This window comes from Sulfitobacter sp. NFXS29 (assembly GCF_040148765.1).
In the GTDB taxonomy this organism is placed as follows: Bacteria; Pseudomonadota; Alphaproteobacteria; order Rhodobacterales; family Rhodobacteraceae; genus Sulfitobacter.
The window spans coordinates 40,642-67,100 of the sequence record NZ_JAGDED010000009.1 but is presented as its reverse complement, the minus strand read 5'-3'; the positions used below and the strand labels follow the sequence as shown (position 1 = coordinate 67,100).

At 61.6% G+C, this 26,459-nt stretch carries 23 protein-coding genes; 10 read left to right on the top strand and 13 right to left on the bottom strand.

Features of this window, described 5'->3' with window-relative positions:
- Window position 1 precedes the first annotated feature (1 nt).
- On the bottom strand, window positions 2–769 hold the full coding sequence (locus J3456_RS14375) for a DeoR/GlpR family DNA-binding transcription regulator (RefSeq protein ID WP_260012990.1): 768 nt from the start codon (window positions 767–769) through the stop codon (window positions 2–4).
- 197 nt (window positions 770–966) lie between these two features.
- On the opposite strand from J3456_RS14375, the gene glpD reads away from it, so the two are divergent.
- The 9 genes from glpD to J3456_RS14330 all read left to right on the top strand — a co-directional run bounded on the left by glpD (window position 967) and on the right by J3456_RS14330 (window position 11,301).
- Window positions 967–2,580 (top strand): glycerol-3-phosphate dehydrogenase, encoded by a 1,614-nt coding sequence (glpD, locus tag J3456_RS14370; RefSeq protein WP_349580823.1) that lies wholly within the window; start codon window positions 967–969, stop codon window positions 2,578–2,580.
- Window positions 2,581–2,593: 13 nt separating this feature from the next.
- A complete protein-coding gene (locus J3456_RS14365) occupies window positions 2,594–3,679 on the top strand; it encodes an ABC transporter ATP-binding protein (protein WP_349580822.1) in 1,086 nt (361 codons plus the stop codon).
- Entirely contained in the window at window positions 3,679–4,764 is a 1,086-nt protein-coding gene (locus J3456_RS14360) for an ABC transporter ATP-binding protein (RefSeq protein WP_349580821.1), read from the top strand. The genes J3456_RS14365 and J3456_RS14360 overlap by 1 nt, the downstream gene beginning before the upstream one ends.
- A complete protein-coding gene (locus J3456_RS14355; RefSeq protein ID WP_349580820.1) occupies window positions 4,761–5,633 on the top strand; it encodes a carbohydrate ABC transporter permease in 873 nt (290 codons plus the stop codon). Before J3456_RS14360 ends, J3456_RS14355 begins: the two co-directional genes overlap by 4 nt.
- The gene (locus J3456_RS14350) at window positions 5,633–6,520 is read left to right on the top strand and encodes a carbohydrate ABC transporter permease (RefSeq protein ID WP_349580819.1); all 888 of its coding nucleotides are present in this window, start codon (window positions 5,633–5,635) and stop codon (window positions 6,518–6,520) included. Before J3456_RS14355 ends, J3456_RS14350 begins: the two co-directional genes overlap by 1 nt.
- A 15-nt stretch (window positions 6,521–6,535) precedes the next feature.
- Window positions 6,536–6,808: a DUF2160 domain-containing protein gene (locus J3456_RS14345; protein ID WP_007121386.1), complete on the top strand. Its 273-nt coding sequence runs from the start codon at window positions 6,536–6,538 to the stop codon at window positions 6,806–6,808.
- 86 nt (window positions 6,809–6,894) lie between these two features.
- On the top strand, window positions 6,895–8,592 hold the full coding sequence (locus J3456_RS14340; RefSeq protein ID WP_349580925.1) for an ABC transporter substrate-binding protein: 1,698 nt from the start codon (window positions 6,895–6,897) through the stop codon (window positions 8,590–8,592).
- 76 nt (window positions 8,593–8,668) lie between these two features.
- Window positions 8,669–10,165, top strand: a complete 1,497-nt coding sequence (glpK, locus tag J3456_RS14335; RefSeq protein WP_349580818.1) for a glycerol kinase GlpK — start codon at window positions 8,669–8,671, stop codon at window positions 10,163–10,165.
- The gene (locus tag J3456_RS14330) at window positions 10,129–11,301 is read left to right on the top strand and encodes an iron-containing alcohol dehydrogenase (protein WP_349580817.1); all 1,173 of its coding nucleotides are present in this window, start codon (window positions 10,129–10,131) and stop codon (window positions 11,299–11,301) included. The genes glpK and J3456_RS14330 overlap by 37 nt, the downstream gene beginning before the upstream one ends.
- A gap of 36 nt (window positions 11,302–11,337) precedes the next feature.
- On the opposite strand, the gene J3456_RS14325 is transcribed toward J3456_RS14330, so the two are convergent.
- From J3456_RS14325 to J3456_RS14295, 7 genes are all read right to left on the bottom strand, one after another.
- On the bottom strand, window positions 11,338–12,732 hold the full coding sequence (locus J3456_RS14325; protein ID WP_349580816.1) for a M20 family metallopeptidase: 1,395 nt from the start codon (window positions 12,730–12,732) through the stop codon (window positions 11,338–11,340).
- 2 nt (window positions 12,733–12,734) lie between these two features.
- Window positions 12,735–14,318 (bottom strand): gamma-glutamyltransferase, encoded by a 1,584-nt coding sequence (locus J3456_RS14320; RefSeq protein WP_349580815.1) that lies wholly within the window; start codon window positions 14,316–14,318, stop codon window positions 12,735–12,737.
- 4 nt (window positions 14,319–14,322) lie between these two features.
- Window positions 14,323–15,318 carry an ABC transporter ATP-binding protein gene (locus J3456_RS14315; protein ID WP_349580814.1) on the bottom strand — a complete coding sequence of 332 codons (996 nt, stop codon included), beginning with the start codon at window positions 15,316–15,318 and terminating at the stop codon, window positions 14,323–14,325.
- On the bottom strand, window positions 15,315–16,313 hold the full coding sequence (locus J3456_RS14310) for an ABC transporter ATP-binding protein (RefSeq protein WP_259950350.1): 999 nt from the start codon (window positions 16,311–16,313) through the stop codon (window positions 15,315–15,317). Before J3456_RS14310 ends, J3456_RS14315 begins: the two co-directional genes overlap by 4 nt.
- A gap of 3 nt (window positions 16,314–16,316) precedes the next feature.
- Window positions 16,317–17,219: an ABC transporter permease gene (locus J3456_RS14305; RefSeq protein ID WP_349580813.1), complete on the bottom strand. Its 903-nt coding sequence runs from the start codon at window positions 17,217–17,219 to the stop codon at window positions 16,317–16,319.
- A 1-nt stretch (window position 17,220) separates the two neighbouring features.
- Window positions 17,221–18,138, bottom strand: coding sequence for an ABC transporter permease (locus J3456_RS14300; protein ID WP_349580812.1), 918 nt, complete (start codon window positions 18,136–18,138; stop codon window positions 17,221–17,223).
- A 114-nt stretch (window positions 18,139–18,252) separates the two neighbouring features.
- The gene (locus J3456_RS14295; protein WP_349580811.1) at window positions 18,253–19,770 is read right to left on the bottom strand and encodes an ABC transporter substrate-binding protein; all 1,518 of its coding nucleotides are present in this window, start codon (window positions 19,768–19,770) and stop codon (window positions 18,253–18,255) included.
- 165 nt (window positions 19,771–19,935) lie between these two features.
- Here J3456_RS14295 and J3456_RS14290 point away from each other — a divergent pair, with 165 nt between their 5' ends.
- Complete coding sequence (locus tag J3456_RS14290) at window positions 19,936–20,718, top strand: IclR family transcriptional regulator (RefSeq protein ID WP_349580810.1); 783 nt, start codon at window positions 19,936–19,938, stop codon at window positions 20,716–20,718.
- Window positions 20,719–20,756: 38 nt separating this feature from the next.
- Here J3456_RS14290 and J3456_RS14285 read toward each other — a convergent pair whose 3' ends face one another.
- From J3456_RS14285 to J3456_RS14265, 5 genes are all read right to left on the bottom strand, one after another.
- Window positions 20,757–22,820, bottom strand: a complete 2,064-nt coding sequence (locus J3456_RS14285; RefSeq protein ID WP_349580809.1) for a catalase — start codon at window positions 22,818–22,820, stop codon at window positions 20,757–20,759.
- A gap of 101 nt (window positions 22,821–22,921) precedes the next feature.
- Window positions 22,922–23,968 carry a glycosyltransferase family 2 protein gene (locus tag J3456_RS14280; RefSeq protein WP_349580807.1) on the bottom strand — a complete coding sequence of 349 codons (1,047 nt, stop codon included), beginning with the start codon at window positions 23,966–23,968 and terminating at the stop codon, window positions 22,922–22,924.
- Window positions 23,965–24,528 (bottom strand): class I SAM-dependent methyltransferase, encoded by a 564-nt coding sequence (locus tag J3456_RS14275; RefSeq protein WP_349580806.1) that lies wholly within the window; start codon window positions 24,526–24,528, stop codon window positions 23,965–23,967. The genes J3456_RS14280 and J3456_RS14275 overlap by 4 nt, the downstream gene beginning before the upstream one ends.
- A complete protein-coding gene (locus J3456_RS14270) occupies window positions 24,528–25,226 on the bottom strand; it encodes a PIG-L deacetylase family protein (protein ID WP_349580805.1) in 699 nt (232 codons plus the stop codon). Before J3456_RS14270 ends, J3456_RS14275 begins: the two co-directional genes overlap by 1 nt.
- Window positions 25,223–26,311: an acyl-CoA dehydrogenase family protein gene (locus tag J3456_RS14265; protein WP_349580804.1), complete on the bottom strand. Its 1,089-nt coding sequence runs from the start codon at window positions 26,309–26,311 to the stop codon at window positions 25,223–25,225. Before J3456_RS14265 ends, J3456_RS14270 begins: the two co-directional genes overlap by 4 nt.
- Window positions 26,312–26,459: the final 148 nt, after the last annotated feature.

The following is a 26,459-nucleotide window of genomic DNA, read 5'->3' as shown; positions in this document are numbered from 1 at the left end:
GTCAGGCATCCGGGGCAAAGACCACTTCAGTCTCCCAACCCTTGCATTTCTCTGCAAGCCCGGCGGGCAGGGGCAGATCGGTAAAGAACATATCCACCTCCCGCGCCGAAGCGATGCGCGCCGGGGCGGAGCGTTTAAACTTGGAATGATCCGTCACCAAAAAGGTCTTGCGCGACTGCGCGATGATACATTGGCTGACCCCCACCTCTTCGATATCGAAGTCGAGCAGATCACCATCCGCATCCATGGCCGAACAGCCGATCACCGCGATGTCGAACTTGAACTGGCGGATCGTTTCGATCGTCAGATTGCCAACCAGCCCGCCGTCCATGCGGCGCAGCGCCCCGCCCGTCAGCACAATGCGGCATTCGGGATTGTCGACCAGAATATTGGCGACATTCATGTTGTTCGTCACCACCATCAGATCGCGGTGATGCAGCAGAGCGCGGGCCACCGCCTCGGTACTGGTGCCGATATTCAGAAAGACCGAGCAGCCGTCGGGAATATGTTCGGCACAGGCGCGGGCGATGCGATTCTTGGCCTCTTCGTGCAGATTGCGCCGCTCGGCATAGCCGATGTTGCTGGCCCCCGAAGGCAGTACCGCGCCGCCATGCACCCGTTCAAGCTTACCGCTATCGGCCAGTTCCGTAAGGTCACGGCGGATGGTCTGATGGGTCACGCCGAAATGCTCGGCCAGCCCGTCCACGGTGACTTTGCCTTCGCGCCGGGCGATTTCAAGAATGTCGGGATGGCGGAATGTCTGTGAAATGGGGGGCGCTCCTGCCTGCTATTGGCGCATTATCTCCAGTGTTTTGACTAACGCAAGCAATCGCGCAGCAAGTTGTTAGTAGCATGTTCGATATTCTGGCGAACCGAACATAAACGAAAATAAAACTTGTGCAGATGAGAGTCGTTTCGTAACACTTCCCCTGAATTGGACAGTCTGAGCTGGGGGAGGGCCGGATTTTGAACCAACAGCCCGATAGTCGTGTGCCCGCTGCCCCGGTCGATCTTTTCGTCATCGGTGGGGGTATCAACGGCGCCGGGATCGCGCGCGACGCCGCAGGGCGGGGGCTGAGCGTGACCTTGGCCGAGATGAATGATCTGGCCTCGGCGACCTCTTCGGCCTCGACCAAACTGTTCCACGGCGGGCTGCGCTACCTTGAGTATTTTGAGATCGGTCTCGTGCGCCATGCGCTGACCGAGCGCGAAGTGCTGCTGAAAGCGATGCCGCATATCTCTTGGCCGATGCGCTTCGTGCTGCCCTATCACCGCGACATGCGGTTCGAGGGGGACACGCCGACTTCCAAATTGCTACGGCTGTTCATGCCTTGGATGCGGGGCCGCCGCCCGGCGTGGCTGATCCGCTTGGGCCTGTTTCTCTATGACAACCTCGGCGGTCGCGAGATCCTGCCCGCCACCCGCAGCCTGTCGCTGCGCGGCACGCCCGAAGGGGCACCGCTGGAAGATCGCTTCGAGAAAGCCTTTGAGTATTCAGACTGCTGGATCGAAGATTCGCGCCTTGTGGTGCTGAACGCCCGCGATGCGGAATTGCGCGGCGCACGCATCATGACCCGGACCAAGGTCATCTCGGCCGACCGCCATGCCGAAGGGTGGGCTGTCACCGTGGAGCATGGCGCCGATGGCCCGCGCGAGGTGATCCAAGCGAAGATGCTGGTCAACGCGGGCGGCCCGTGGGTGGGTGACATCATCCACAACACTGCGCGGCTGAACTCCTCCGAAGGGGTGCGGCTGGTGCGGGGCAGCCATATCGTGACCAAGCGGCTTTACGATCACGACAAATGCTATTTCTTCCAAGGCACCGATGGGCGGATCATCTTCACGATCCCCTATGAGCAGGATTTCACCCTGATCGGCACTACGGATGCGGATCACCCCGATCCTTCGGTCACCCCGGAATGCACCCCCGAAGAGCAGGATTACCTGATCAACTTCGTGAATGGCTATCTCAAGCAGGACATCACCCGTAAAGATATCGTTTGGACCTACTCCGGCGTCCGCCCGCTTTATGACGATGGAGCCAGCAGCGCCACGGCGGCCACGCGGGACTATACGCTCAAGGTGGACGAAACCGGCGGCGCGCCGATCCTCAATGTCTTTGGCGGGAAGATCACCACATACCGCAAACTGGCCGAAGACGCGCTGGAACTGATCGCCCCGCATTTCGGCGGGCTGTCGGATCATTGGACCGCTGGCGTGGCGCTGCCCGGTGGGGATTTCCCGGTGGACGGCGTGGCGCAGTTGATCGCGCGGCTGAAAGCGGATTATGACTTTCTTGATGAAAGCTGGGCAGCACGGCTGATCCGCGCCTATGGTACCGATGCATGGGCGATGATGGGCGCGGCGAAAACGCTCGCGGATATGGGCGAGCACTTCGGCGCGACCCTTACGGCGGGTGAGGTCGCGTGGCTGATGAACAAGGAATATGCCCTCAGCGCAGAGGACGTCGTTTGGCGCCGCAGCAAGTTGGGCCTGCGAATGGATGAGGCGCAGATCGCGCGTCTTGATGAATGGATGCAGATGCGCGCGGCAAAACAAGCCGCCTCTGCGGCGGAATGAGGGGAGGACGAACGTGAGTTTGATCCTAAAAAACGTGTCGAAAACGGTGGGCGGTCAAACGCATATCCACCCGACCGACCTGACCTTGGAAAAGGGCACGATGAACGTGCTTTTGGGGCCTACGTCTGCGGGCAAGACCTCGCTGATGCGGCTGATGGCCGGGCTGGATGTGCCGAACACGGGCCAAGTGATCTGGAACGGTGAGGATGTCACCGGGATGCGCGTCCAAGACCGCAAGGTGGCGATGGTCTACCAGCAGTTCATCAACTACCCCTCGATGACCGTTTACGACAACATCGCCTCGCCGATGAAGCTGGTCGGCAAGTCGAAAGACGAGATCGACCGCGCGGTGCGCGAGACGGCTGAACTGATGCAGCTGACCCCGATGCTTGACCGCAAACCGCTTGAGCTTTCGGGCGGCCAGCAACAGCGCTGCGCCTTGGCGCGGGCGCTGGTGAAAAACGCAGGTCTCGTGCTGCTGGATGAGCCGCTGGCGAACCTTGATTACAAACTGCGCGAAGAACTCCGCGCCGAGATCCCGCGCATCTTTGAACGTGCCGGTTCGATCTTTGTCTATGCCACGACAGAGCCGGAAGAAGCACTGCTTTTGGGCGGCAACACCGCGACGCTTTGGGAGGGCCGCGTGACGCAATTCGGCCTGACGCCAAGCGTCTACCGTCGGCCCGAGAACGCCACGACGGCGCGTGTTTTCTCTGACCCGCCGATGAACTTTCTGAGCATGACAAAGGCAGGCAGCACCCTGCGGTTTGACGGCGGTGAGATGCCCGCGCCTGCCACGATGGCAAGCCTGAAAGACGGTGAATATACCGCGGGTTTCCGCCCCAACCACCTGACGCTAAGCGCGCAGGCTCCTGAGGCGATCGGCTTTGACGCAAAGCTGAATGTGACCGAGATCACGGGCTCGGAAACCTTTATCCACCTCGACTATCACGGCGCAAAGTGGGTCGGGCTGGTGCATGGCATCCAGCATCTGCAACCCGGCCAGCCGCTGCCGGTCTATCTTGATCCAGCGCATATTTACTTGTTTGACGCGAACGGGGCGCTCGTCTCTGCCGCGCCCTATGCGGAGGCGGCATAATGGCCAAGATCACGCTTGATAACCTCGCGCATTCCTATCTGCCGAACCCCGGCCATGAGGATGATTTCGCCCTCAAGGAATTGAACCACGATTGGATCGACGGCGAAGCCTATGCGCTGCTTGGCGCCTCAGGCTGTGGCAAGTCCACGCTGCTCAATATCATCTCGGGGCTGTTGCAGCCTTCGCAGGGTCGCATCCTGTTTAACGATGTGGATGTAACCCACGCCCCCACCGCCGAGCGCAACATCGCGCAGGTGTTCCAGTTCCCGGTGGTCTACGACACGATGACGGTGCGCGACAATCTCGCCTTCCCGCTGCGCAACCGGGGTGCGGATGCCTCTTATGTCGCGAGCCGTGTCCAGCAGATCGCGCAGATGATCGGCATGGAAGACGAATTGAACCGCAAGGCGCGGGGCCTCACGGCGGATGCCAAACAAAAGATCAGTCTCGGCCGGGGCATGGTGCGCGAAGACGTGAACGCGCTGTTGTTCGATGAGCCGCTGACCGTGATCGACCCGCATATGAAATGGGAGCTGCGCACGCAGCTCAAATCGCTGCACCATGAGTTTGGCCACACGATGATCTATGTGACCCATGACCAGACCGAGGCGCTGACCTTCGCCGATAAGGTCGTGGTGATGTATGATGGCCGGGTGGTGCAGATCGGCACGCCGCAGGAACTCTTCGAGCGGCCCGCGCATACTTTCGTCGGCTATTTCATCGGCTCGCCGGGGATGAACCTGTTTGATGCGCAGATCTCGGGCAATGCCGCGCAGGTCGCAGGCACAAGCATCAACTTGAATAAAACTTACGCCCCCATGGGCGGCAAAACCCAGCTGGGCGTCCGGCCCGAGTTTATCCGCCTCAACGGCGAAGGGCTGGGCTTGCCTGCCAAGGTGACGCGCGTCGAAGACGTCGGCCGCCACAAGATCATCCGCCTTGACGTGGCAGGTCAGCCGGTCAGCGCCATCGCCGAGGAAGGCGCGTCCGTGCCGAGCGAAAACACCGCGATCAGCTTCGATCCGGCGGGCATCAATGTCTATGCCGACGACTGGCGCATCAGCGCAGAGGGAGAGGCCGCATGAACAAGACCGTTAACCAAAAGGCATGGTTCCTTGTCCTGCCGGTTCTGATCCTCGTGGCCTTTTCGGCTGTGATCCCGTTGATGACCGTGGTGAACTATTCGGTGCAAGACACCTTTGGCCGGAATGAATTCTTCTGGGCCGGGCTTGAGTGGTTTTCCGACATGCTCGACAGCGACCGGATGTGGGATGCTCTGGGCCGTCAATTGATCTTTTCGGGTGTCATTCTGGCGATCGAAATTCCGCTGGGCATTTTTGTTGCGCTGAACATGCCGAAAAACGGGTTCTGGGCCAGCTTTTGTCTGGTGCTCATGTCGCTGCCGCTGCTGATCCCGTGGAACGTGGTCGGCACCATCTGGCAGATCTTTGGCCGCGTCGACATTGGCCTTTTGGGCTACACGCTCGACAGGCTCGGGATCACCTATAACTACACCCAAGACATCACCGCCGCTTGGATTACCGTTGTGGTTATGGATGTTTGGCACTGGACCTCGCTGGTGGCGCTCCTGGCCTATGCCGGGCTGCAATCCATTCCGGACGCCTACTACCAAGCCGCCAAGATCGACCAAGCCAGCCGTTGGGCCGTGTTCCGCTACATCGAACTGCCCAAGATGGCGGGGGTGCTAATGATCGCGATTCTGCTGCGCTTTATGGACAGTTTCATGATCTATACAGAGCCGTTCGTCGTGACGGGTGGCGGGCCGGGCAATGCCACGACCTTCCTCAGCATCGACTTGGTGAAAATGGCCATCGGCCAGTTTGACCTCGGCCCCGCAGCGGCGTTCAGCCTGATGTATTTCCTCGTTATCTTGTTGATTTCATGGGTGTTCTACACCGTCATGGTCAACCTCGACAAAAGGGATGGTGTCTGATGACCGATAGCACCGTACAAGCCCCCGGCGCCGCGCCCATTCCGGGCGATGTGACCGCGACCACCACCGCCCGCCGCAGCCGCTTCCGGCCCAAAGGGTCTGTGGTGGTGATGACGCTCTACCTGCTTTTCCTGCTGCTGCCGATCTATTGGCTGATCAACATGAGTCTGAAGACCAACGCAGAGATCTTGGGGAGTTTCTCGCTCTACCCGCGTGATTTGACACTGGCGAACTACGCCAAGATCCTCACCGATCCGAGCTGGTATATGGGCTATGTCAACAGCCTGATCTATGTGGTGCTGAACACCGTGATCTCGCTCGCTGTGGCGCTGCCTGCGGCCTATGCTTTCTCGCGCTACAGCTTTATGGGCGATAAACATCTGTTCTTCTGGCTGCTGACCAACCGCATGGCCCCGCCTGCCGTATTCGCGCTGCCGTTCTTCCAGCTTTATTCCTCGGTCGGGCTGTTCGACACGCATATCGCTGTGGCGTTGGCACATTGCCTGTTCAACGTGCCACTGGCGGTATGGATTCTCGAAGGTTTTATGCGCGGCGTGCCGAAGGAAATCGACGAGACAGCCTACCTTGATGGCTACTCTTTCCCGCGCTTCTTCATCCGTATCTTCACCCCGCTGATTGCCTCCGGCATCGGTGTCGCGGCGTTTTTCTGCTTCATGTTCTCATGGGTCGAACTGCTGCTGTCGCGCACACTTACTTCGGTCGACGCGAAACCCATCGCCGCCACCATGACCCGCACAGTTTCGGCCTCGGGCCTCGACTGGGGCGTGCTGGCCGCCGCCGGAGTGCTCACAATCGTACCGGGCGCTTTGGTGATCTATTTCGTCCGCAACTACATCGCCAAGGGCTTTGCCCTCGGACGCGTATAAAAGGGGAGACCGCTCATGTCTTGGATGGCTTGGACCATGCCCACCGCGATCTTCTTCGGTGTCATCGCGCTGTTACTCGTGACCTTCACGATCCTCGCGATCAAATTTCCTGAGACGCCCCGCACCGGCATTCTCAGGATCGAAACAACCCGTGGTGACCGTCTGTTCATCACACTTCTCGGCTCGGCCTTTATCAATTTGATCTGGCTGGGTTTCGAGGCGGGGCCGCAGCCCTATGCGCTGCTGGTCTGCCTTGCCTATGCCGCAGCCGTATTTCGCTGGGTCTAGGCGCAATCGCGGGGGACCCCGGGCAATCCGGGGCCGCCATACGACACGACCAAATGTCTAGGGAGGACATAATGAAACGATCTGTCATGAAATCGAGTACCGCACTTGCGGTCACGCTCGGTCTGCTCGCCGGGCCAGCATTCGCGGATATGGAAGCCGCGAAGAAATTCCTCGACGAGGAAATCGAACGCTCCGCGCTGAGCCGCGAAGAGCAAGAGGCGGAGATGCAATTCTTCGTCGACGCTGCCGAGCCGTTCAAGGGAATGGACATCAAAGTCGTGTCCGAGACCATCACGACCCATGAATACGAGGCCAACGTGCTGGCCCCGGCCTTCACCGCGATCACCGGCATCAACATCACCCACGACCTGATCGGCGAAGGTGACGTTGTTGAGAAGCTGCAAACACAGATGCAGTCGGGCGAAAACATCTATGACGCCTATATCAATGACTCTGACCTGATCGGCACACACTGGCGCTACAAGCAAGCGCGCAGCCTGACCGACTGGATGGCGAATGAGGGTGCAGACGTGACCAACCCCGGTCTCGATCTGGAAGACTTCATCGGGCTGGACTTTACCACGTCCCCCGACGGCGAGCTTTATCAGCTGCCCGACCAGCAGTTCGCGAACCTCTATTGGTTCCGTCAGGACTGGTTCACCGACCCCGATCTGATGGCCAAGTTCAAAGAGAAATACGGCTATGAGCTGGGCGTTCCGGTCAACTGGTCCGCTTACGAAGACATCGCCGAATTCTTCACCGGACGCACCATCGACGGCGTCGAAGTCTACGGCAACATGGACTACGGCAAGAAAGACCCGTCGCTTGGCTGGCGCTATACCGATGCGTGGCTGTCCATGGCGGGCGGCGGCGACGTGGGTGAGCCCAACGGCCTGCCGGTCGACGAATGGGGCATCCGCGTCAACGAAAACTCGCAGCCCGTCGGCTCCTGTGTGACCCGTGGCGGTGCGACCAACGATGCGGCGGCGGTCTATGCGATCTCCAAGTCTATCGAATGGCTTGAAAAGTACACGCCCCCCGCAGCCGCTGGCATGACCTTCGGCGAAGCCGGTCCGGTCCCTGCACAGGGCGCGATTGCCCAGCAGATGTTCTGGTACACGGCCTTCACCGCGGACATGGTGAACGAGAATGCCACAGCGGTGTTGAACGACGATGGCACGCCCAAGTGGCGCATGGCCCCCAGCCCGCATGGCGCCTACTGGAAAGATGGCCAGAAGGTTGGCTATCAGGACGTGGGCAGCTGGACGCTGATGGAAAGCACGCCCGTGGACCGCGCCAAGGCCGCATGGCTCTACGCGCAGTTCGTCACGTCGAAAACCGTCGATGTTGAAAAGGCCCACGCCGGTCTGACCTTCATCCGCGAGTCGACCATCCAGCACGAAAGCTTCACCGAACGTGCGCCGAAACTCGGCGGTCTGGTGGAATTCTATCGCTCGCCTGCGCGCACCGCATGGTCGCCCACCGGGACGAACGTGCCGGATTACCCCAAGCTGGCACAGCTGTGGTGGCAGAACATCGGCGACGCAATGTCCGGTGCGAAAACCCCGCAAGAAGCACTCGACAGCCTCTGCGCCGAGCAGGAAAAGGTCATGGAACGTCTTGAGCGCGCAGGCGTCCAAGGTGATCTGGGTCCGAAAATGAACGAAGAGCAGGATGCCTCCTACTGGCTGGAACAGCCCGGTTCGCCGGTTGCCAAGCTCGACAACGAAGACCCCGAGCCCGAGACAATCAGCTACGAAGAGTTGATCAAGTCCTGGCAGTAAGCCAAACTTTTGGGGGCCGGGGCGCAGCAGCGTTCCGGCCCCTTTTTCGTTTCAACTAACAACCGGGGGCCGCGCCATGACCCATATCCTCGCCATTGATCAAGGAACCACATCCTCGCGGGCGATCCTTTTTGACGGCAACATGGCCGTGACGGCCACCGCCCAAGAAGAGTTTCCGCAGCATTTCCCCCGCTCCGGCTGGGTCGAACATGATCCCGGCGATCTGTGGTCCACCACTGCGGGCACCTGCCGCGCGGTGATCGAAAAAGCGGGCCTGCGCCCCGATGACATCACCGCCATTGGCATCACCAACCAACGTGAGACGACGCTGGTCTGGGACGCCAAGACCGGCCAGCCAGTCTATAACGCCATCGTTTGGCAAGACCGCCGCACTGCTGACTTCTGCCGTGAGTTGCGTGATCGCGGTGACGACAAGATCATCACCGAGCGCACCGGTCTGCTGGCTGATCCCTATTTCTCGGGCACCAAGCTGAAGTGGATTTTGGATAACGTCGACGGGGCGCGCGACCGCGCACAGGCGGGCGAGTTGCTTTTCGGCACGGTTGACAGCTACCTGATCTGGAAGCTCACCGGCGGCGCGCGCCATGTGACTGATGCCACCAACGCCGCGCGCACCATGCTCTATGACATTCACAAGGGCCGCTGGAGCACGACGATCTGCAAGATGTTCGACATTCCCGTCGAGATGCTGCCCGAGGTCAAAGACTGCGCCGCCGATTTCGGCATGACCCGTCCCGATCTGTTTGGCCGCGAGATTCCGATCCTTGGTGTGGCAGGCGACCAGCAGGCGGCGACCATCGGGCAGGCTTGCTTCCAACCCGGCATGATGAAATCGACCTACGGCACGGGCTGTTTTGCGCTGCTGAATACGGGCGGAACGGCGGTGACTTCAACCAATCGCCTGCTCACCACCATCGCCTATCAACTCGACGGCAAGCCGACCTATGCGCTCGAAGGCTCGATTTTCGTTGCCGGGGCCGTGGTGCAATGGCTGCGCGACGGGCTCAAGATGATCCGCGAGGCGAGCGAGACTCAAGGGCTCGCCGAACAGGCCGACCCGCATCAGAACGTCGTGCTGGTGCCTGCCTTCGTCGGCCTCGGTGCGCCTTACTGGAACGCGGAGTGTCGCGGTGCGATCTACGGGCTGACGCGCAATTCCGGCCCCGCCGAACTGGCCCGTGCGGCGCTGGAAAGCGTCGGCTACCAAACCCGCGATTTGCTGGAGGCGATGCAGGCGGATTGGGCCGCCCAAGGCCAATCGGGCGAGATCGCCACCCTTCGCGTTGATGGCGGAATGAGCGCCAGTGACTGGGCGATGCAGTTCCTGTCCGACGTTATCGGCGCTTCGGTCGACCGTCCTGATGTGCTGGAGACCACGGCGCTTGGTGCGGCATGGTTGGCGGGGCAGCGGGCGGGCATCTATCCGGACATGGAGGGCTTCGCCCGCGAATGGGCGCTGGATCGGCGGTTTGAAATGCAGATGGATGCGGCGACGCGGGATGAGAAATACGGCGCATGGAAGCGCGCTGTGAACGCCACGTTGCAATTCTGATGGAGGGGATCGCAGCCTTTGGTTTCGCCACCGCCGGGCGCATCCGCTTTGGCCGTGGGACCGTTTCAGAAGCCGTCGACGCCGCGCTCAGCCATGGCCGCCGGGTGCTGATTTTACGCGGTGGATCCGTTGCTTGGGTCGATGAGCTCAGCCGCGACCTGACGGCGGCTGGATGTGACGTGACCGAGGTCCGCAGCAGCGGCGAACCCTCTGTCGAAGATGTCCGCTCTGCCGTTGCGGCAGGGCGCGGGGCGCAGATGGTGCTGGGCGTCGGCGGCGGCGCGGTCATCGACCTTGCCAAGGCCGCAGCGGCGCTGATCCCATCGGAGTGCGACGTGATGGAACATCTCGAAGTCGTGGGCGCGGGCAAGCCGTTGCAAGCCGACCCGCTGCCGATGATCGCGATCCCGACCACGGCGGGCACCGGGGCCGAGGTCACCAAAAACGCCGTTATCGCCGTGCCGGAGGCCGCGCGAAAAGTCAGCCTGCGCGACGACCGAATGCTGCCGCGTTTGGCCTTGGTCGATCCTGCGCTGACGGATGGTGCGCCGCGCGGCGTCACGTTGGGGTCGGGGCTTGATGCCTTGGTGCAGGTGATTGAGCCCTATCTTTCAAGCAAAGCCAACCCGCTCAGCGATGCGCTCTGCCGTGCCGCGATTCCGCAGGGGATTGCCGCGCTCACACGTCTGGCGGCGGGCGAAGACCCTGCCGCGCGGGATGCGATGGCCTATGTCAGCCTGTCGGGCGGTCTGGCACTGGCGAATGCGGGCCTCGGCGCGGTGCATGGGCTGGCCGGCGTGATCGGCGGGCAGTTTGGCGCGCCACATGGGCTGATTTGTGGGCGTCTGCTGGGGCCGGTGCTGGCCGCCAATAGTGATGTGCTCGGTGCCTCCCGGCGGTTTTCCGAAGTGCAGACATGGCTGGCAGAGGGTTTTGATCTGCCCGAGACCGGCACATTCACCGCCCTCTCGGCCCTGCTCGACGATTGGGGACTGGAGCGTCTGAACCGCTGGATCCCCGAAGGGACCGACCTTGCGGAGACCGCGCAGGAAGCGGCGGCGTCGTCCTCCATGCGGGCAAACCCCTGTGCTCTCAGCCAAGACGCGCTGGAAAATTGCATCCGGGCTGCGCTGTAAGTCGGGCAGGGGCCAGATGCCCCCGCCCGTTTCTTCTCACGCGGCACGCGGCGGTGTATTGCCGTCGCCCAGGTCCCAGAACACGCCCGCCATCACCCGCAGCGCATCGCGGCAGACGGGTTTCAGCACATGTTCATCCGGCGCGTGCTGCGAACAGCTGCGATAGGAATGCGGCACCCAGACTGTCGGCAGGCCCAGAATATCGCTGAAGCTGTCGTTGGGCAGGGAGCCTGCGAGGTTCGGCAGGATATGCGGCGCTTTTCCGGCGCTTTTCGTGAGGGAGGCGGCCACGAACTTCACCCACGGGTGATCCGCATCCAGCCGCGTCGCGCGGAAGAAGCCGCGGTCATGCGGTTCGATCCGCACCTCCTCAAACCCGTGCTTATCAAGGTGGCGGCGCAGCGCGGGCAAGATGTCTTCGGGATCGGTGCCGACCACATAGCGCAATTGGCAAGTGGCCGTGGCATGGGCCGAAATCGCGTTGACCGGCGCTTCGGGGACGCCGCTTTTCATCGCGAGGATGGCAAAGCTGTTCCAGCCATAGGCGCGCTCGACCGGGGTCAGGTCTTCTTCGCCCCAGTCGGTGTCGATGGCGGGGCCGTCATCGCTTTCGATCGGCAGGTCTTTCAGCGCGTCGCGGACGGAGGGGGTCAGGCTGTCGGGCCGCCATTCCGCGATCTGGATTTGCCCGCGTTTGTCGGTGATCGTCGCCAGCGCTTGGGCCAAGATCATCGCCGGATCGGCCAGCAAGCCACCCCAATTGCCCGAGTGATGCGCCCCGTCGCGTTTGTCGATGATCAGATCGAAAGAGACCCCGCCGCGCGAGCCCATGAACATGGTCGGCACATCGGGTTGCAGGCGCGGCCCGTCCGAGGCAATCAGCACATCCGCCGTTAGCTTCTCGCGATGTTCGGTGAAGAACTCAGGCAGGCCCGCGCTGCCGGTCTCTTCGCTCATTTCGATCACGATGCGGCAGTTGAACCCCAGCTTGCCGCGCGTTTTCAGCACGGCCTCAAGAGCGGCGATATTGATCAGGTGTTGGCCTTTGTTGTCGGCGGTGCCGCGGCCATAGAGCTTGTCGCCTTCCTCAACCAATTTGAACGGATGTAGCCCCTCGCGCCACTGATCGGTCTGGGCGCGGATCACGTCGCCATGGCCATAGGTCAGCACGGTGGGCAGGTCGTCGCCCTCGCGGCGCTCACCGACCAAAAGCGGCCCGCCGCGCGGGTCGGGGTTGTCGTGCAGCGAACAGGTAAAGCCCATTGCGGTCAGGCGCGGCTCCATCGTCTCGGTCAGGTAGCGCATGAGTTCAGGCCCCTGGTCGGGGTTCTGGCTTTCGGTCTCGTAAGAGACGAGGGTGCCTAATTCGGATTGGAAAGTGCCGTCGTCGAAATAGGTCGTGATCGCTTGGATCGCGCTGTCGCGGGTCATGCTTAAAGGTCCTTTGTCATATCTTCGGAAACGGCGTCGCCCCAGGGCGACATGATCTCGGTGCAGCCGGAATTGCGCCCCGCGTTGCGCATCACACCTGCGGGGCAGGCAAAGGCGTAGGGAAAGATCGTGCGCTTTGTTTCGGCGACGGTGTTGTCTTCGCGCAGGCGGTCCAGCACATCGCGCGGCAGGTCTTCGTCGGCGATGAGTTGGCTCGCGTCCGAAGCGTCGATCCGGGGCGCGTGGAAGCTGTCCTCCAACGACATGTCGAAATCGGTGACGAAGGATGACAGTTGCGCCACCGCGCCGAGGATCTTGCGCCCGCCGGAGGCCCCGAAGGCAAAGCGTTTTTCACCCTGTTCGCCGATCACCGGGCAGACGTTCATCAGGCAGCGCTTGTTCGGCCCGAGTGAGTTCGGGCGGCCCTGAACAGGGTCGAACCACATGATGCCGTTGTTCATCAAAAACCCGGTCGAGGGGGAGACGACCCGCGAGCCGAAGATCGACAGCAGTGTCTGGGTCTGCGCCACCATGTTGCCGTGACGGTCTACGACCGAGAAATGCGTCGTGCAGCCCGGGGCCTCGGGGCTTTCGCCGGTGTCGCCCATCGATCCGAGCCGCCGCGCATAAGCGCCCTTCAGCGCCGCAGCCATCGCGGCATAGCTGTCGGGGCCGGGAGCGCTGCCGAGGTCTTCGGTTTCCAGCGAGGCAAAGGTATCGCGGAAGGTCGGGCCAGCGGTCAGCCCCGGCACCACATGGAACCGCGCGTCGCGGTAGGCGAAGTCGAGCGGGGCGTGGAACTCGGCCCGGTAGGCTTGCAGGTCTTCGCGCGAGAGGCTGCCGCCCTTGTCCTGCACATCCTTCGCCATGGCCGCGCCAAGGTCACCGTCATAGAGCGTGCGCGCGCCATGCCGCGCGATTTGTTCAAGGCTGTCGGCCATGCGCGATTGATCCAGCCGCTTTTCGGCCAGCGCGGTCCAACCGCTGATCGTCGGCCATTGCCCATCTTCAAGGAAGACCGCCGCAGCATCCGCATCTTTGGCCAATTCGCGCGTGCAAGAGGCGATGACGAGTGCGGCATACCAATCCACCGTCAGCCCCTTGCGGGCGTGGTCAATCGCGGGCGACAGCAACTCGCCCCAAGGCATCTTGCCAAAGCGCGCGTGCGCTTGGCCAAGCCCATCGACCACACCCGGCACGGCAATCGCCGTTGCACCCTGCACGTTGCGGTCGCCCTCTACATGCTCCCAAGGGAACAGATCGCCTGCCTTGCCGCGCCCGCTGAGCGGATAGTTCGCCGGGTCAAGCGCCCCGGGGCTGCGCATGCCGTGGTTCAGCGCATAGGCCTGACCTTCCTCGGCGCGCCAAAGCATCATCGCCCCGCCACCGGCAGGGCCGCTCATCCACGGCTCCAGCACGCCGATGACAAATGAGGTGGCGACGGCTGCGTCTACCGCATCGCCCCCTGCCGCCAGCACCTCGGCCCCCGCAAGTGCTGCCAGACGGTGCTGTGCGGCGACAACGCCATGTTCGGTTTCGATGACGATTTTACGGGTTTGACTGCTGTGCGACAGGTTCGATGACATGGGATTACTCTTGCTCGTACATGGGGGTTTCCGGATCGTGCAGATGGCAGGCGACATGGCCCTCCGGGATCGGAATGTGGCGCGGCGCCTTTTGCGTGCAGAAATCCGTCGCGCGCGGGCAGCGCGGGTGGAAATGGCATCCCGGCGGCGGCGCGATGGGGTTGGGGTAGGCCATGCCAAGCTGCGTGTCCGGCACGCCCAAGCCCGGCTCGGGCGTCAGCACGGATTTCAACAGCGCCTGTGTGTAGGGGTGACGCGGGGCGTCGAAGAGCCCGGCAACCGAGTTCTGCTCGACGATCTCGCCCAGATACATCACCGCCACCCGCGTCGCGAGGTGTTCGACCACCGCGAGATCGTGGCTGATGAAAAGATAGGTCAGGCCAAATTCCTCGCGCAGCTCTCCCAGAAGGTTGAGGATCTGGCTCTGGACCGAGACATCCAGCGCCGAGGTCGGTTCGTCGCAGATCACCACTTCGGGCTTCATGATGAGCGCGCGCGCAATGGCGACGCGCTGTCGTTGGCCGCCTGACATCTGGCTGGGATAGGTGTTCATCACGCGCTGCGGCAGGCCGACAACGTCGAGGATCTCCTTAACCTTCTTCTTGCGGCTCTCTTCATCCCCGATGCCATGCACCCGCAACGGCAGAGAGATCACGTCATAGATGCTCTTGCGTGGATTGAGCGAGGAATAAGGATCCTGAAAGATCGGCTGGATGCGCCGCGCCAGCGCCAGACGGCCCTGCTGCGTGATCTCTTCGCCGTCGATCTTGACGTGACCGGCGGTGGGTTGTTCCAGACCCAGCAGGATCTTGGCGAGGGTGGATTTACCGCATCCGGATTCGCCGACGAGACCCAGCACTTCGCCTTTGCCCAATTGCAGCGATACGTCGTTCACAGCCGTCAGCGGTTTGACCTTGCCGAACATGCCCTGTTTCACCCGGTACGTTTTGCTGACGCCGGAAAGCTCCAGCACCGGGGGGGTGTTTACGCTGTCCTTCATACGGTCAGCTCCTTCTCGGAATGGCGTTTGCCATCGGGGAAAATGCAGCGGAAGGCGTGGCTGCCGTCCTCTCTTTTCGGGATCTCGCCACGGCATTCGGCCACCGCATGGGGGCAACGGGTGCGGAAGACGCAGCCTTCGACCTCGCCCACCAGCGAAGGCACGATGCCCGGAATGGTGCCCAGTTTCGCGCCGCGGTCGGTCTTGCCGGGCAGGGGGATGCAGCGCAGCAACCCGCGGGTGTAGGGATGCGAGGGCGCGTTAAAGATGTCGCCCACCGGGCCGGTTTCGACCAACTCGCCCGCGTACATCACGGCGACCTTATCGGCCACGCGCGCCACGACGCCGAGATCATGGGTGATCAGGATCACGGCCATGTTCATTTCGCGGCCCAGATCGTGCAGCAACCGCAGGATCTGCGCTTGGATCGTCACATCGAGTGCGGTTGTCGGCTCATCCGCGATGATCAGTTCCGGCTCGCACATCAGCGCCATGGCGATCATCACGCGTTGGCGCAACCCGCCTGACAGTTGATGCGGATACTGCGACAGACGGCTCTCGGCGGCGGTGATGCCGACTTTCTCCAGCAGTTCAATCGCCCGGTCCCGCGCCTGCTGGCGGCTGACCTTGCGGTGCAGCAGCAGCGCCTCGGCCAGTTGATCGCCGATCGTATAGGCGGGGTTGAGCGAGGTCATCGGCTCCTGAAAGATCATCGCCATCCGCGCACCGCGCAGTTTGCGCATCTGGCCTTGGCTGGCGGTGGTCAACTCGGTGCCATCAAAGGTCATCCGATCCGCGTTTCGCTTGATGGATTTGCCCAAGAGCCCCATCAGCGCGAGCGAGGTGAGCGATTTGCCCGACCCGCTTTCGCCAACGATGCACAGGGTTTCGCCACGGTTTAGGTCAAAGTCGATCCCACGCACCGCATGCAGGGTGCCGCTGCCCGTGGGAATGTCGAGCCGCAGGTTGCGGACACTCAAAAGAGGTTCTGTCATGGGTCAGCTCCGGTTTTCGGGGGCGGTCACGTCGCGCAGACCATCGCCCATCAGGTTGATCGCCAGCACCAGCACGAAAAGGACAGCGCCGGGGATCAGGACGAGCCACGGCTCGAACAGCATCATGTTTTTGCCTTCAGAGACCATCAGCCCCCAGCTTGGCGTCGGGGGTTGCACACCAAGGCCAAGGAACGACAGTGCCGCTTCGAGCAAGATCGCATGGGCCATTTCCAGTGTTACGACAACGATCAGGTTGTTGGCGATGTTGGGCATGATTTCGGACAGCAAGATGCGCGGGGTGGAGGCGCCGATGACCTGTGCTGCCGCAACATATTCGCGCCGCCGCACCTGCATGGTCGAGGCGCGCATCACCACGGCGAAACGGTCCCAAAGCAGCAGGCCCAGCACCATGATCACGACCTGTAGCGAACCGCCAAGGATCGCGACGACCGCGAGGGCGACCAGCACCACGGGCATCGCCAAACGCACGTTGATGAGGAAGGTCACGACCGCATCGACCTTGCCACCGAAGTAGCCCGCAGCCACACCCATGGCCGTGCCGATCACGCCAGAGATCAGCGCCGCCACGGCCCCGATCAATAGCGATATCCGTGCGCCATAGATCAGGCGTGACAGGTAATCGCGACCAAGGTGGTCGGTACCCAAAGGATGCTCCCAATCGCCGCCGAGGAACACAGGCGGCTCCATCCGGGTCATCAGGCTTTGTGCATAGGGGTCATGGGGTGCGATCCATGGGGCGAGGATCGCGATGATCGTAAGGATCACGAGGACAATCGCCCCGATCAGCAAACCCTGATGTCCAAAGACGCGCTTGCGCAACATTTGGCCGGGGGTCGGGCCGGTGATTTCGTCCAAAAGGCTGTCATGTGTACCAGCGGTGATCATGTCAGCTGCTCCTCATGCGGGGGTCGAGCCATGCGTTGAGCACGTCTGCGAGGAAGGTGAAAACGATGTAGAACATCGAGAAAATCAGGATCAGCGCCTGCACGGTGGGCAGGTCATTCCGCGCGATGCTTTCCCAAGCGAGATAGCCCGCGCCATGCAGGGCAAAGATCGATTCAACCACGATGGAGCCGCCCAGCATGAAGCCCATCTGCACGGCGGCAAGGCTGACGACCGGGATGATCGCGTTGCGCAGCGCATGGCGGAACAGCACGCGGCTTTCATTGGCACCCTTGGCCCGCGCGGTGCGGATGTAGTCAGAGTTCAGAACATCCAGCATCCCGGCGCGCGTCAGGCGCATGATGGCGGGCATGGCGTAATAGCCCAGTACGATAGTCGGCAGGATGAAATGCCGCCACGTGTCGGTGCCCGAGGGCGGCAGCCAACCCAGTTGGATCGCAAAGATCACGATCAGGATCAGACCGAACCAAAAGCTCGGCATCGCTTGCCCCGCGACCGAGATGAACAGGGCCACGCGGTCGATGATCGAATTGGGGCGGATCGCCGCGACAACGCCAAGCGGCACGGCGGTCAGCAGGGCGAAAACAATGCCACAGACACCCAGCGTCATGGTCACGCTCAGACGGTCGGCAATCAGCGAGGCGACGGGCAGGCGGAAATAGTAACTCTCGCCAAAGTCGCCCTGAATGGCCGAGAACAGCCATTCGCCGTATTGCACCAACATGGGCCGGTCGAAACCGTAGAGACGGCGCAGGGCCTCGATGTCTTCGCCACTGGCGGTTTCGCCCGCAAGTGCGGCGGCCGGGTCGCCCGACAGGAACAGCAGGCTAAAGCTGATAAACGACACGGTGAAGGCCACGAGAATGGCCAGTCCCAATCGTTTGAGAATAAATTGAAGCACGGGTGCAACTACCTTGAGGCTGCGCCGCAGGCGGATGGCCTGCCGCGTGGGTCTGGGTGGGGTGCGGAAAAAAGCAGGGCAGGGGCACCGATCACGGCGCCCCTGCGGATCGGTTTACTTCCAGCTGGCCGTGGTGAAGCGCAGAACTTCGTCGGCTGTGGGCGTGTATTCCACCTCGTTGGTGGTCACGTAGTTGGTGTTGTAAGAGAACATCGGCGCCCAATAGGCTTCCTCGGTGATGCGTTCGATCGCCTTGGTGTAGTTCTCTTTGCGGACCTCTGGGTCGGTCGAGCTGTCGGCGATGTTGAGGTATTCCAGCGTTTCATCGTCCATCGCGTAGTCGAGCGAGCCATGTTTGAAGAACTGGCTGACCATGGCAGAGGCATCGTTGATCGAATAGCTGCCCCATGTCTGGAACGACACAGCGGTTTCGCCGTTCATGCTCTGCTCACGCAGTGCGGAATACTGCAGCATTTTGAAGTTGGTATCGATGCCTACGGCGTTCAGGTAGCTTGAGATCGCTTCGGCATACTCGCGGTCGCGGTAGGCGTAGAAGTCGATGGTCAGGCCATCTTCATAGCCCGCTTCGGCCAGCAGTTCTTTGGCTTTCTCGGGGTTGTACTCATACTCGACCGCCGCCTCTTCGTCGCAGCCGAACTGGCTGGGGAAGCAGGGGGTGTAGACGACTTTAGATTTGCCCTTGAGCAGCGCGTCGACCAGTTCCTGACGGTTGATTGCGTAGTTCACCGCTTTGCGCACACGGATATCGGTGAAGGGGCTGTCTTCGGAGCGGCCTGCCGCATCCAGCGTCAGATAGCCCACACGCATGGTGGATTCGTTGGAGACCTGAAACTCGTCCCGCTCGGCCAGCTTTTCGGCTTGGTCCGAAGGCACCTGCCAGATCAGATCGAGCGATCCGCTGAACAGTTCAGCCATCTGTGTGTTCACATCCGGGATGGTGCGGATGTCGACATTCTTGATGCTGGGCTTGCCCTTGGGGCTTTCGTGGTAGCCTTCATAAGCTTCGAGTTTGAAGTGCTGGCCGGGGACGACTTCGGTCACTTTGTAAGGGCCGGTGCCGACGGGTTTCAGGCCCATGCCTTCTGGGCCGGCTTCTTCGTAGTAGTCGCTGGGGTACATCGACACGGGGCCGGAGAGGAATTCAATCGCCGCCGGGAATTTCTCTTTTAGCATGATGCGGACGGTGTAATCGTCGACCTTCTCGGCCGATTTCATCCAGTTCACGTTGCGCTGCGTTTTCACGCCATTGGCCTCATCGGCCACGTAGTTGACGGTGAACACCACATCGTCGGCAGTGAAGTCAGAGCCGTCGTGGAATTTCACACCTTCGCGCAGTTTGAATTCGATGGTCGTGTCGTCGATCCACTCCCATTCGGTGGCGAGGTTGCCCATGTATTCGTTGCTGACCGGATCGCGGTAGATCAACCCGTCCCAGACCGCGCGCTGCAGCACAACGCCTTCGCGCGATGAGTTGAAGTAGCTGTCGACGTTCTCAAGCTCTTTGGTAAAGGCGACGTTCAGCGTGTCGTCTGCCTTGTCCGCCCAAGCAGCACCCGTGGCGGCGGCTAGGATCAGCCCGGTGATGGTAGATTTCAGGACCGTGGATTTCATGGTCAACTCCCCTGTTGGTTTACGAATTCAGTTTCGTATCGTTTTTGACTTGCGAAGCGTATCATATAATAATACTTGATATCGCTATACGATTAGTAAACGCAATCCGTTCGGTATACGTCAAGCCCCGGTTTGATATTTTGGGCTAACTTTCGGGGTAGGTGATTGGAAAAGAAGCAAAATACGCTCTATGTAGGGTCACTCGCTAAAGGGCTGCGACTACTCCGCGCGTTTGATGAATCGCATACGGAATTGTCCCTTGTGGCGCTTGCAGAGCGCAGCGGGCTGGACAAAAGCGCGGTGCAACGTCTTGCAAATACGCTGCATATCGAAGGGATGCTCGACAAAGATCCGGTGACCCGGCGTTTTCGTCCGTCCCATGCGTGGCTGGAGCTGGCCTATGCCTATTACTGGTCGGATCAACTGGTCGGGCAGGCGATTCCTAAGCTGATCGATCTCAGCCAAGAGATTGGCGAGACGGTCAATCTGGCCGAGCTTTCCAAAGACCATATCATCTATGTTAGCCGCTTGCCCTGCCAACGGACTTATTTCGCGGCGACGGTGATCGGGCGGCGGCTGCCTGCGCTTTCGACATCAGCGGGGCGGGCGATCATCTCGACCTTCTCGCCCGAAGACCGGGAAGAAGCGATCGAGACTTGGCCGCTCAAATCCTTTACCGCGCGCACCACGATGGACCGCGCCACGATCCGCAACAGCATCAATGAGGCGGTGCAGCAGGGCCATGCAATTTCAAGCGATCAGATGATTCTGTCAGAGATCGGTGTGGCCTGCCCGATCACCGGCCCCGACGGGCGCGCCTTTGCGGCGGTGCAATGTTCGGTCTCGGCCCACACCTGGACGCGCGAGCGGATCAGGGCCGAAATCCTGCCGCGGTTGCAGGACACGGCAAACGCAATTTCACCATCGTCACAGGTGCATCGGCGCTAGAAAAAGGCCGGAGCATTTCTGCCCCGGCCTTTGATTTCTTATTCCCAGTTCAGCTTTTCTTCGCGCTGCCAGAACCGCAGCTTGCGGCAGGACTGAAGGAAATCACCCACATTCTCGGCAGAGACCTCCACCGTGCCCTCGTCCTTCTCAACGCCGGCGGCATTGAGCAGCGGATCGGCGGCCTTGGTCCACGCGATGAACTTGTTATGCGCAAAGGCGTCCGAGACGAAATCCTGCGCGGGTTTGTTCTTGGCGATCTTGTCAGCCTTTTCATCGCCAAAGACCAAGGCCACCGCATCAAAGACCACCGACGGCCCGCCGTCGATCTTCTCATCCGCCGCGCGGGTGCTGCCATCTGACAGGGTGACCCCCTGGATATGCGGCGTCACGATCGCGACCATGGCGCCTTCATCGGCGAATGCTTTCTCCAAGGCTTCCACAATCGACGCATCGGCGCCCTCCGTCAGGAACAGACCCAGCTTGCGGCCCGCGAAGGTGTTCGGCGGGTTTTTCAAAATGCTGAGCGCATCAGACGCAGGCAGATCGGTGATCGGGGTCCGGGCGGGTGTGGCCGGTTCCGGCATTTCGGTCACGCCCAAGCCTTCGGCCACTTGTTTGGCCAGATCGTCATGAACGTTCATCAGATGCGACAGCATCCGCAGGCGAATGCGCTCTTCCTGACATTTCGACAGTTCGAACGTATAGGCCGCCGCGATATGCTGCTGTTCGATCTCGGTCTGGCTGATGTAGAACTGCCGGGCTTGGCTGTAGTGGTCGGCGAATGTCTCAGAGCGCACGCGCTGTTTGGTGCCGCTGACCTCTTCGGGGTAGCTTTTGAACCCAATCTCAGGGTTTTCACGCGGGCCACCATCGTCGCCCCAGCTGTTCGGCTCATAGTTCACGCGGCCCTTGGGGTTGTGCATCGCCATATGGCCGTCTTGTTGGAAATGGTGGAAAGGGCATTTCGGCGCGTTGATCGGAATATGGGTGAAGTTCGGCCCGCCGAGGCGTTTGATCTGCGTGTCGAGGTAGGAGAAATTTCGCCCCTGCAGCAGCGGGTCATTCGTGTGGTCGATCCCGCGCACGATGTTCTGGGTGCAGAAGGCCACCTGCTCGGTCTCGGCAAAGAAGTTGTCGACGTTGGCATCCAGCGTCAGCGTGCCGATGATGCGCACCGGCACCTGTTCTTCGGGGATCAGCTTGGTCGCGTCGAGGATGTCGAACTCAAAGTTATCGGCGTATTCGTCGTCAAACACCTGAATGCCCAGATCCCACTGCGGGTAATCGCCCGCGTCGATGGCATCCCACATGTCGCGGCGGTGGAAGTCAGGGTCCGCGCCGTTGATCTTGAGCGCCTCGTTCCAGACCACCGATTGTACGCCCTGCTTGGGCTTCCAGTGGAACTTGACGTAGTGAGATTTGCCCTCAGAGTTGACCAGCCGGAAGGTGTGCACGCCAAAGCCTTCCATGAAGCGGAAGGAACGTGGGATCGCCCGGTCAGACATTTGCCAAACCGTCATGTGGATCGCTTCGGGCGAGAGCGACACGAAATCCCAGAAGTTGTCATGCGCCGATTGCGCCTGCGGAAAACCGCGGTCGGGGGCGGGTTTGACGGAGTGGATGAGGTCAGGGAACTTGATCGCGTCTTGGATAAAGAACACGGGGATGTTGTTGCCGACCAAGTCCCAGTTGCCCTCTTTGGTGTAGAACTTCGTGGCAAAGCCGCGCACGTCACGGGCCAGATCAAAGGACCCTTTGTTGCCTGCCACGGTGGAGAAACGGGTGAAGGTCGGGGTCTTTTCACCCACGCGCTGGAAAATATCGGCGGCAGAGAGTTCAGGGATCGCTTCTTTGAGTTCGAAATGCCCATGCACCCCGTAACCGCGGGCGTGAACGACACGCTCTGGAATGCGCTCGTGATCGAAATGGAACATCTTTTCGCGGAAAACGTGATCTTCCATCAAGACCGGGCCGCGCGGGCCTGCTTTGAGCGAGTTTTGATCATCCGCGATCGGACCGCCCTGCGCGGTCGTCATCGTCTGTTCGCGGTCCGTGGTTTGCTGGCGGGGTTCACCGCCTTTGCCAAGTTCTTTGTCTGTCATGATTTTTCTCCACAGCGCCCCCGGAAATAATCGGGAGGATTTCTTGCTAATATGTGGCGGGCACAGATGGCCGCTCCAGAGGGGGCGGTGATCGCCCGACCCTATGAGAGTTCAACCGCCCCGGCGGTACGGGGTTCCGATGTTTCTGAGACCTGAGCGGGAAAGTTCTCGTCCCTCCGGGGATTGGCCGGTGCCTGAGCGGGCGACGCGGTTGCCTCCTCTCCCTCTGGCAGGTTCAGAAAGGCGCGCAGCATCGTGATATGTGCAGGCAGTTCTCGGACCGGGACGCGCTGCGGTTGCGGAACCTGTGCGGGCCAGCACCCCAAAGTGCCGCGCTGCACCTGATCAAGAAGGGTTGCTGCGTTTGGCAAACAGTCGTCGGCCAGATATTCCGTTCCGGCCAGCCGAATGCGCAGGGTATCCGCCATTCCGCCCGCCGCCCGCCCGACAAGCCTGCAAGAGGCTTCGACCCAGATGTCATCCGCGTGATGCACCCGAAGGCCCGCCGCCCGCGCGGCGCGGATGATCGCGCGGTCCTCGCCGCAGGGGATCGGGGCGAAGCCGCCGACGGCCTCATAGGCCGCGCGGGTAAAGCCAAGGCTGGCCCCCGGTGCTTCGCCGTGGCTGTTTTGCAGATCGGCGCAGTTGGGGGCATGGCGGGCGTAGCACGCCAGCACCAAGCGGCGATAGGTGGTTTCATGGGCCTCCAGCTTGGGATCTTGCCCCGCCAAACAGGCGGCTTCTTCGGGGTTCAGCGTCACCCTGCCACAAAGGACATCGTAGCGGTGCAGGTGTTGAATGCTGCGGGCGACCCAATCGGGGCTGACGCGGCAATCGGCATCGGTGGTCAGGATCTGGCGCAGATGGGGCATCTGCTCCATGGCCACGGCGCAGCCCTTCCGCCGCGCCGCCCCGACCCCCATGCCGGGCGGAAAGGTGAGGTCGAGCACAGAAAGGTCGATCCCCTGTCGCGTTGCCGCCAGCGTGGCAATCTTGGCGGTGTCGTCGTCGGTGTTGTTCACCACAAGGATCACGCGAATACGGTCGTTGCACTGCGGGGCAAGAGCGCTCAGGCAGGCGCCGATCCGCTCCGCCTCATTCCGAGCGGGGATGATGATTGCGGTGTCCTTCCAGCGCTCGAAACTCATGCCCGCCCCCCCGGAAACGCGCGGTCGATGCGGTAGTTCTCGGTCTCGTTTACGCAGGTGAAATCATGAGTGCTGAGCGCGCGTGCAAAGCCCTTGAGCGCCTCTTCTCCCTGAAGCGGGTTCCCAGTGTCCCCGCGCCAGGTCACACAGATGATCTCGGCCTGCGGCCAACGGGTCGCGATGTCGGTGGCCAGTTGGTCCAGCCCTGGATGATCCAGAAAATAAAGCACCTCTGACAGGATCAGCAGATCAAAATCACCCTCGGGCAGGGGGCCTGGATAGAACCCTTGAATGAACCGCCCCTCAGGCACCGCTTGCCGCGCGGCAACGAGGGCGCTGGCCACGGCGTCCATCCCGGTATAGCGCGCACAAAGGTCGATCAGGTGCCGCGCCAATTGCCCATTGCCGCAGCCCAACTCAAAGGCCGAGCGGTAGCCATCTTGCGCAAGCGCCGCCCGTGTCGCCGCGAATTTGGCCTGCTCATAGGCGCTATGCTCAAACCCCCAAGGATCGCTCGTCTCGGCATAGAGACCTTGAAGATGATCCAACCCCACGCCCATCACGGCATCCTCCAAAAAATCTCATCTTGCTGCGCGAAAAGGTCGATCATCGCATCGGGCAGGACAAAGCCTTGGGGGTCGTCTTGCACGATCTGCCCAAGCTGGCTGCGATGCGCCCGGATCGCGGCGGCTTTGGCCTTACGGTAGGTGGCGGTGTCGAGGGTGAGGGGGGCGTGGCCAGCGGTGTTTTCTGCGAAGTTCGGATCGTCAAAACGGCTCCAGACCGGGTAGCTGTGGAACTGCAGATCGGGGCGCTGCCCCCGCAATGCCTCTGCTAGTTTTGCGGTTGTCTGGTGATCGCAATGCTTGTCTTCGCGGGCGGGAACAAAGACGTGCCGCGCGGCTTGGCCGTCGATTACCGCCGTCAACGCGGGCAGGATGTCGGCGGCAGAAACCTCATGCAAGAGACTGTCAGGGTGGCCGAGCCACGTCAGGTCCGCCGCGCCGCCGCCGAGAATTTCAAGCGCCTCAATCAACTCGCCACGGCGCGTTTCGGCCAATCGCACCGGGGGCCATTCGCGAGAGGCGGGGTGGCTGGCACCGCCATCGGTCACGCAGACAACATGCGCCCCGGCGCCTGCAAAGGCACGGGCCAAAAGGCCGCCGCAGCCGAGTGTTTCATCGTCGGGATGCGGCGCTAAGACCACGATCTTTTCACGACCTGACAGGGCATCGGCAAGGGGCGCGTTGCGGCTCATCCAAAGACACCCCAAGTCGCTTTTTCACTGGAAAGCGCGTGGCCTGCGGCGCGTTGCAAAAAGGCGTCCCGCGCCGCTTGGCGCAGGTAGACCGACAGGTCGCGCGCCATGCGGCCAGTCTCAGAAGAAGCCGTGAAATGCCGCAGGCCGAGGCTTTGCTCAACCGCTTTGATCGTGTCGAGGGCGACTTCTTCGGTGTAAATCCGCGCGGCGATTGAGGTGCTGACGATGGTCTCTTCCTCGTGGTCGTCCACGCTGGCTTGGCCTGCGCGTTCGACCAGTGCCATCCCGGCCCAGACCCGCATCAAAACCTGCATCAGCCGCGCCAATTGGGCTTCGGCCTCAAGCCGGTCCATATCGCGCAGGGCGCCGGCCGCCGCATCGATCAACCCCGCCGCCGCGCCGGCCTGAAGGGCCGCGATCCGCCAGACCCCGCCGATGAAATGCGGCTCTTTCAGGTAGTCACCCGGGGCACCAATCCGGGCGTCCTCGGCAAAGGGCAGCCCGGAAAAATCATACGTCCCCGAAGCCGTGGCTCGCATCCCCAGCATGTCCCATTGCGTGGCATCGCCCCGTTTCGGGTCGGTCACATCGATCAGCGCAAGCTGCACCTCGGGGCCGGAATTGAGCGAGATAAGCGCGTGGGTGACGGTGCCGAGACCAGAGGCGAAGACCTTCTCACCTCGCAGCACCCCGCCTTCCGCCGTCGCAGGCGTGACGCCATCGGCCCCCCAGACCCCCAACAGCCCGCCGTCTTTGATCACCTGTTTCGCGTGTTCAGCCTGGGCCGGACTGCCGTAGAGCCGGATCAGGCGCAGGGCGTTAACATGGCCTTCCCACAAGCGCCCCACGCTAAGATTGGCCCCGCCGATCTGCATTAGTGCATGGGCGGTGCGCAGGGGGGAAGCAGCACCGTCTTCCAGCATCAGACCCGCGTCGCGCAGAATGTCGATAGAGGCGCTGATCGGTGCCGTGCCCGCCTCCTCGTCCCGCGCCGCTTTGCGCAACGCGCTTCGGGCCGCTTGAGAAAGAACATCCGGTTGAGAGCTTGGCGGAAAAGGGTCGAAACGCGGCGCACTGTTCATGACAGTTTCCGACAGCCGCTCAAGGGTATCATCACCAAATTAAGCATCACGATTCAGCCCCCCATTCATGAAACGGGCAGCCTGCGCGGCGGGCAGCACTGCCTTCGCAAGTGCAACCGATCAACCTATGCCTTGGTTCCCCCTTATG

Excerpts from the sequence above, each read along its gene's own strand:
- J3456_RS14275 (WP_349580806.1), bottom strand. The coding sequence starts at position 24,528 with ATGGGCGTGGGGTTGGATCATCTTCAAGGTCTCTATGCCGAGACGAGC.
- J3456_RS14280 (WP_349580807.1), bottom strand. The coding sequence starts at position 23,968 with ATGAGTTTCGAGCGCTGGAAGGACACCGCAATCATCATCCCCGCTCGG.
- J3456_RS14265 (WP_349580804.1), bottom strand. The coding sequence starts at position 26,311 with ATGAACAGTGCGCCGCGTTTCGACCCTTTTCCGCCAAGCTCTCAACCG.
- J3456_RS14330 (WP_349580817.1), top strand. The coding sequence starts at position 10,129 with ATGGAAGCGCGCTGTGAACGCCACGTTGCAATTCTGATGGAGGGGATC.
- glpK (WP_349580818.1), top strand. The coding sequence starts at position 8,669 with ATGACCCATATCCTCGCCATTGATCAAGGAACCACATCCTCGCGGGCG.
- J3456_RS14285 (WP_349580809.1), bottom strand. The coding sequence starts at position 22,820 with ATGACAGACAAAGAACTTGGCAAAGGCGGTGAACCCCGCCAGCAAACC.
- J3456_RS14320 (WP_349580815.1), bottom strand. The coding sequence starts at position 14,318 with ATGTCATCGAACCTGTCGCACAGCAGTCAAACCCGTAAAATCGTCATC.
- J3456_RS14350 (WP_349580819.1), top strand. The coding sequence starts at position 5,633 with ATGACCGATAGCACCGTACAAGCCCCCGGCGCCGCGCCCATTCCGGGC.
- J3456_RS14315 (WP_349580814.1), bottom strand. The coding sequence starts at position 15,318 with ATGAAGGACAGCGTAAACACCCCCCCGGTGCTGGAGCTTTCCGGCGTC.
- J3456_RS14305 (WP_349580813.1), bottom strand. The coding sequence starts at position 17,219 with ATGATCACCGCTGGTACACATGACAGCCTTTTGGACGAAATCACCGGC.
- J3456_RS14310 (WP_259950350.1), bottom strand. The coding sequence starts at position 16,313 with ATGACAGAACCTCTTTTGAGTGTCCGCAACCTGCGGCTCGACATTCCC.
- J3456_RS14340 (WP_349580925.1), top strand. The coding sequence starts at position 6,895 with ATGAAATCGAGTACCGCACTTGCGGTCACGCTCGGTCTGCTCGCCGGG.
- J3456_RS14355 (WP_349580820.1), top strand. The coding sequence starts at position 4,761 with ATGAACAAGACCGTTAACCAAAAGGCATGGTTCCTTGTCCTGCCGGTT.
- J3456_RS14270 (WP_349580805.1), bottom strand. The coding sequence starts at position 25,226 with ATGAGCCGCAACGCGCCCCTTGCCGATGCCCTGTCAGGTCGTGAAAAG.
- J3456_RS14325 (WP_349580816.1), bottom strand. The coding sequence starts at position 12,732 with ATGACCCGCGACAGCGCGATCCAAGCGATCACGACCTATTTCGACGAC.
- J3456_RS14360 (WP_349580821.1), top strand. The coding sequence starts at position 3,679 with ATGGCCAAGATCACGCTTGATAACCTCGCGCATTCCTATCTGCCGAAC.
- J3456_RS14345 (WP_007121386.1), top strand. The coding sequence starts at position 6,536 with ATGTCTTGGATGGCTTGGACCATGCCCACCGCGATCTTCTTCGGTGTC.
- J3456_RS14295 (WP_349580811.1), bottom strand. The coding sequence starts at position 19,770 with ATGAAATCCACGGTCCTGAAATCTACCATCACCGGGCTGATCCTAGCC.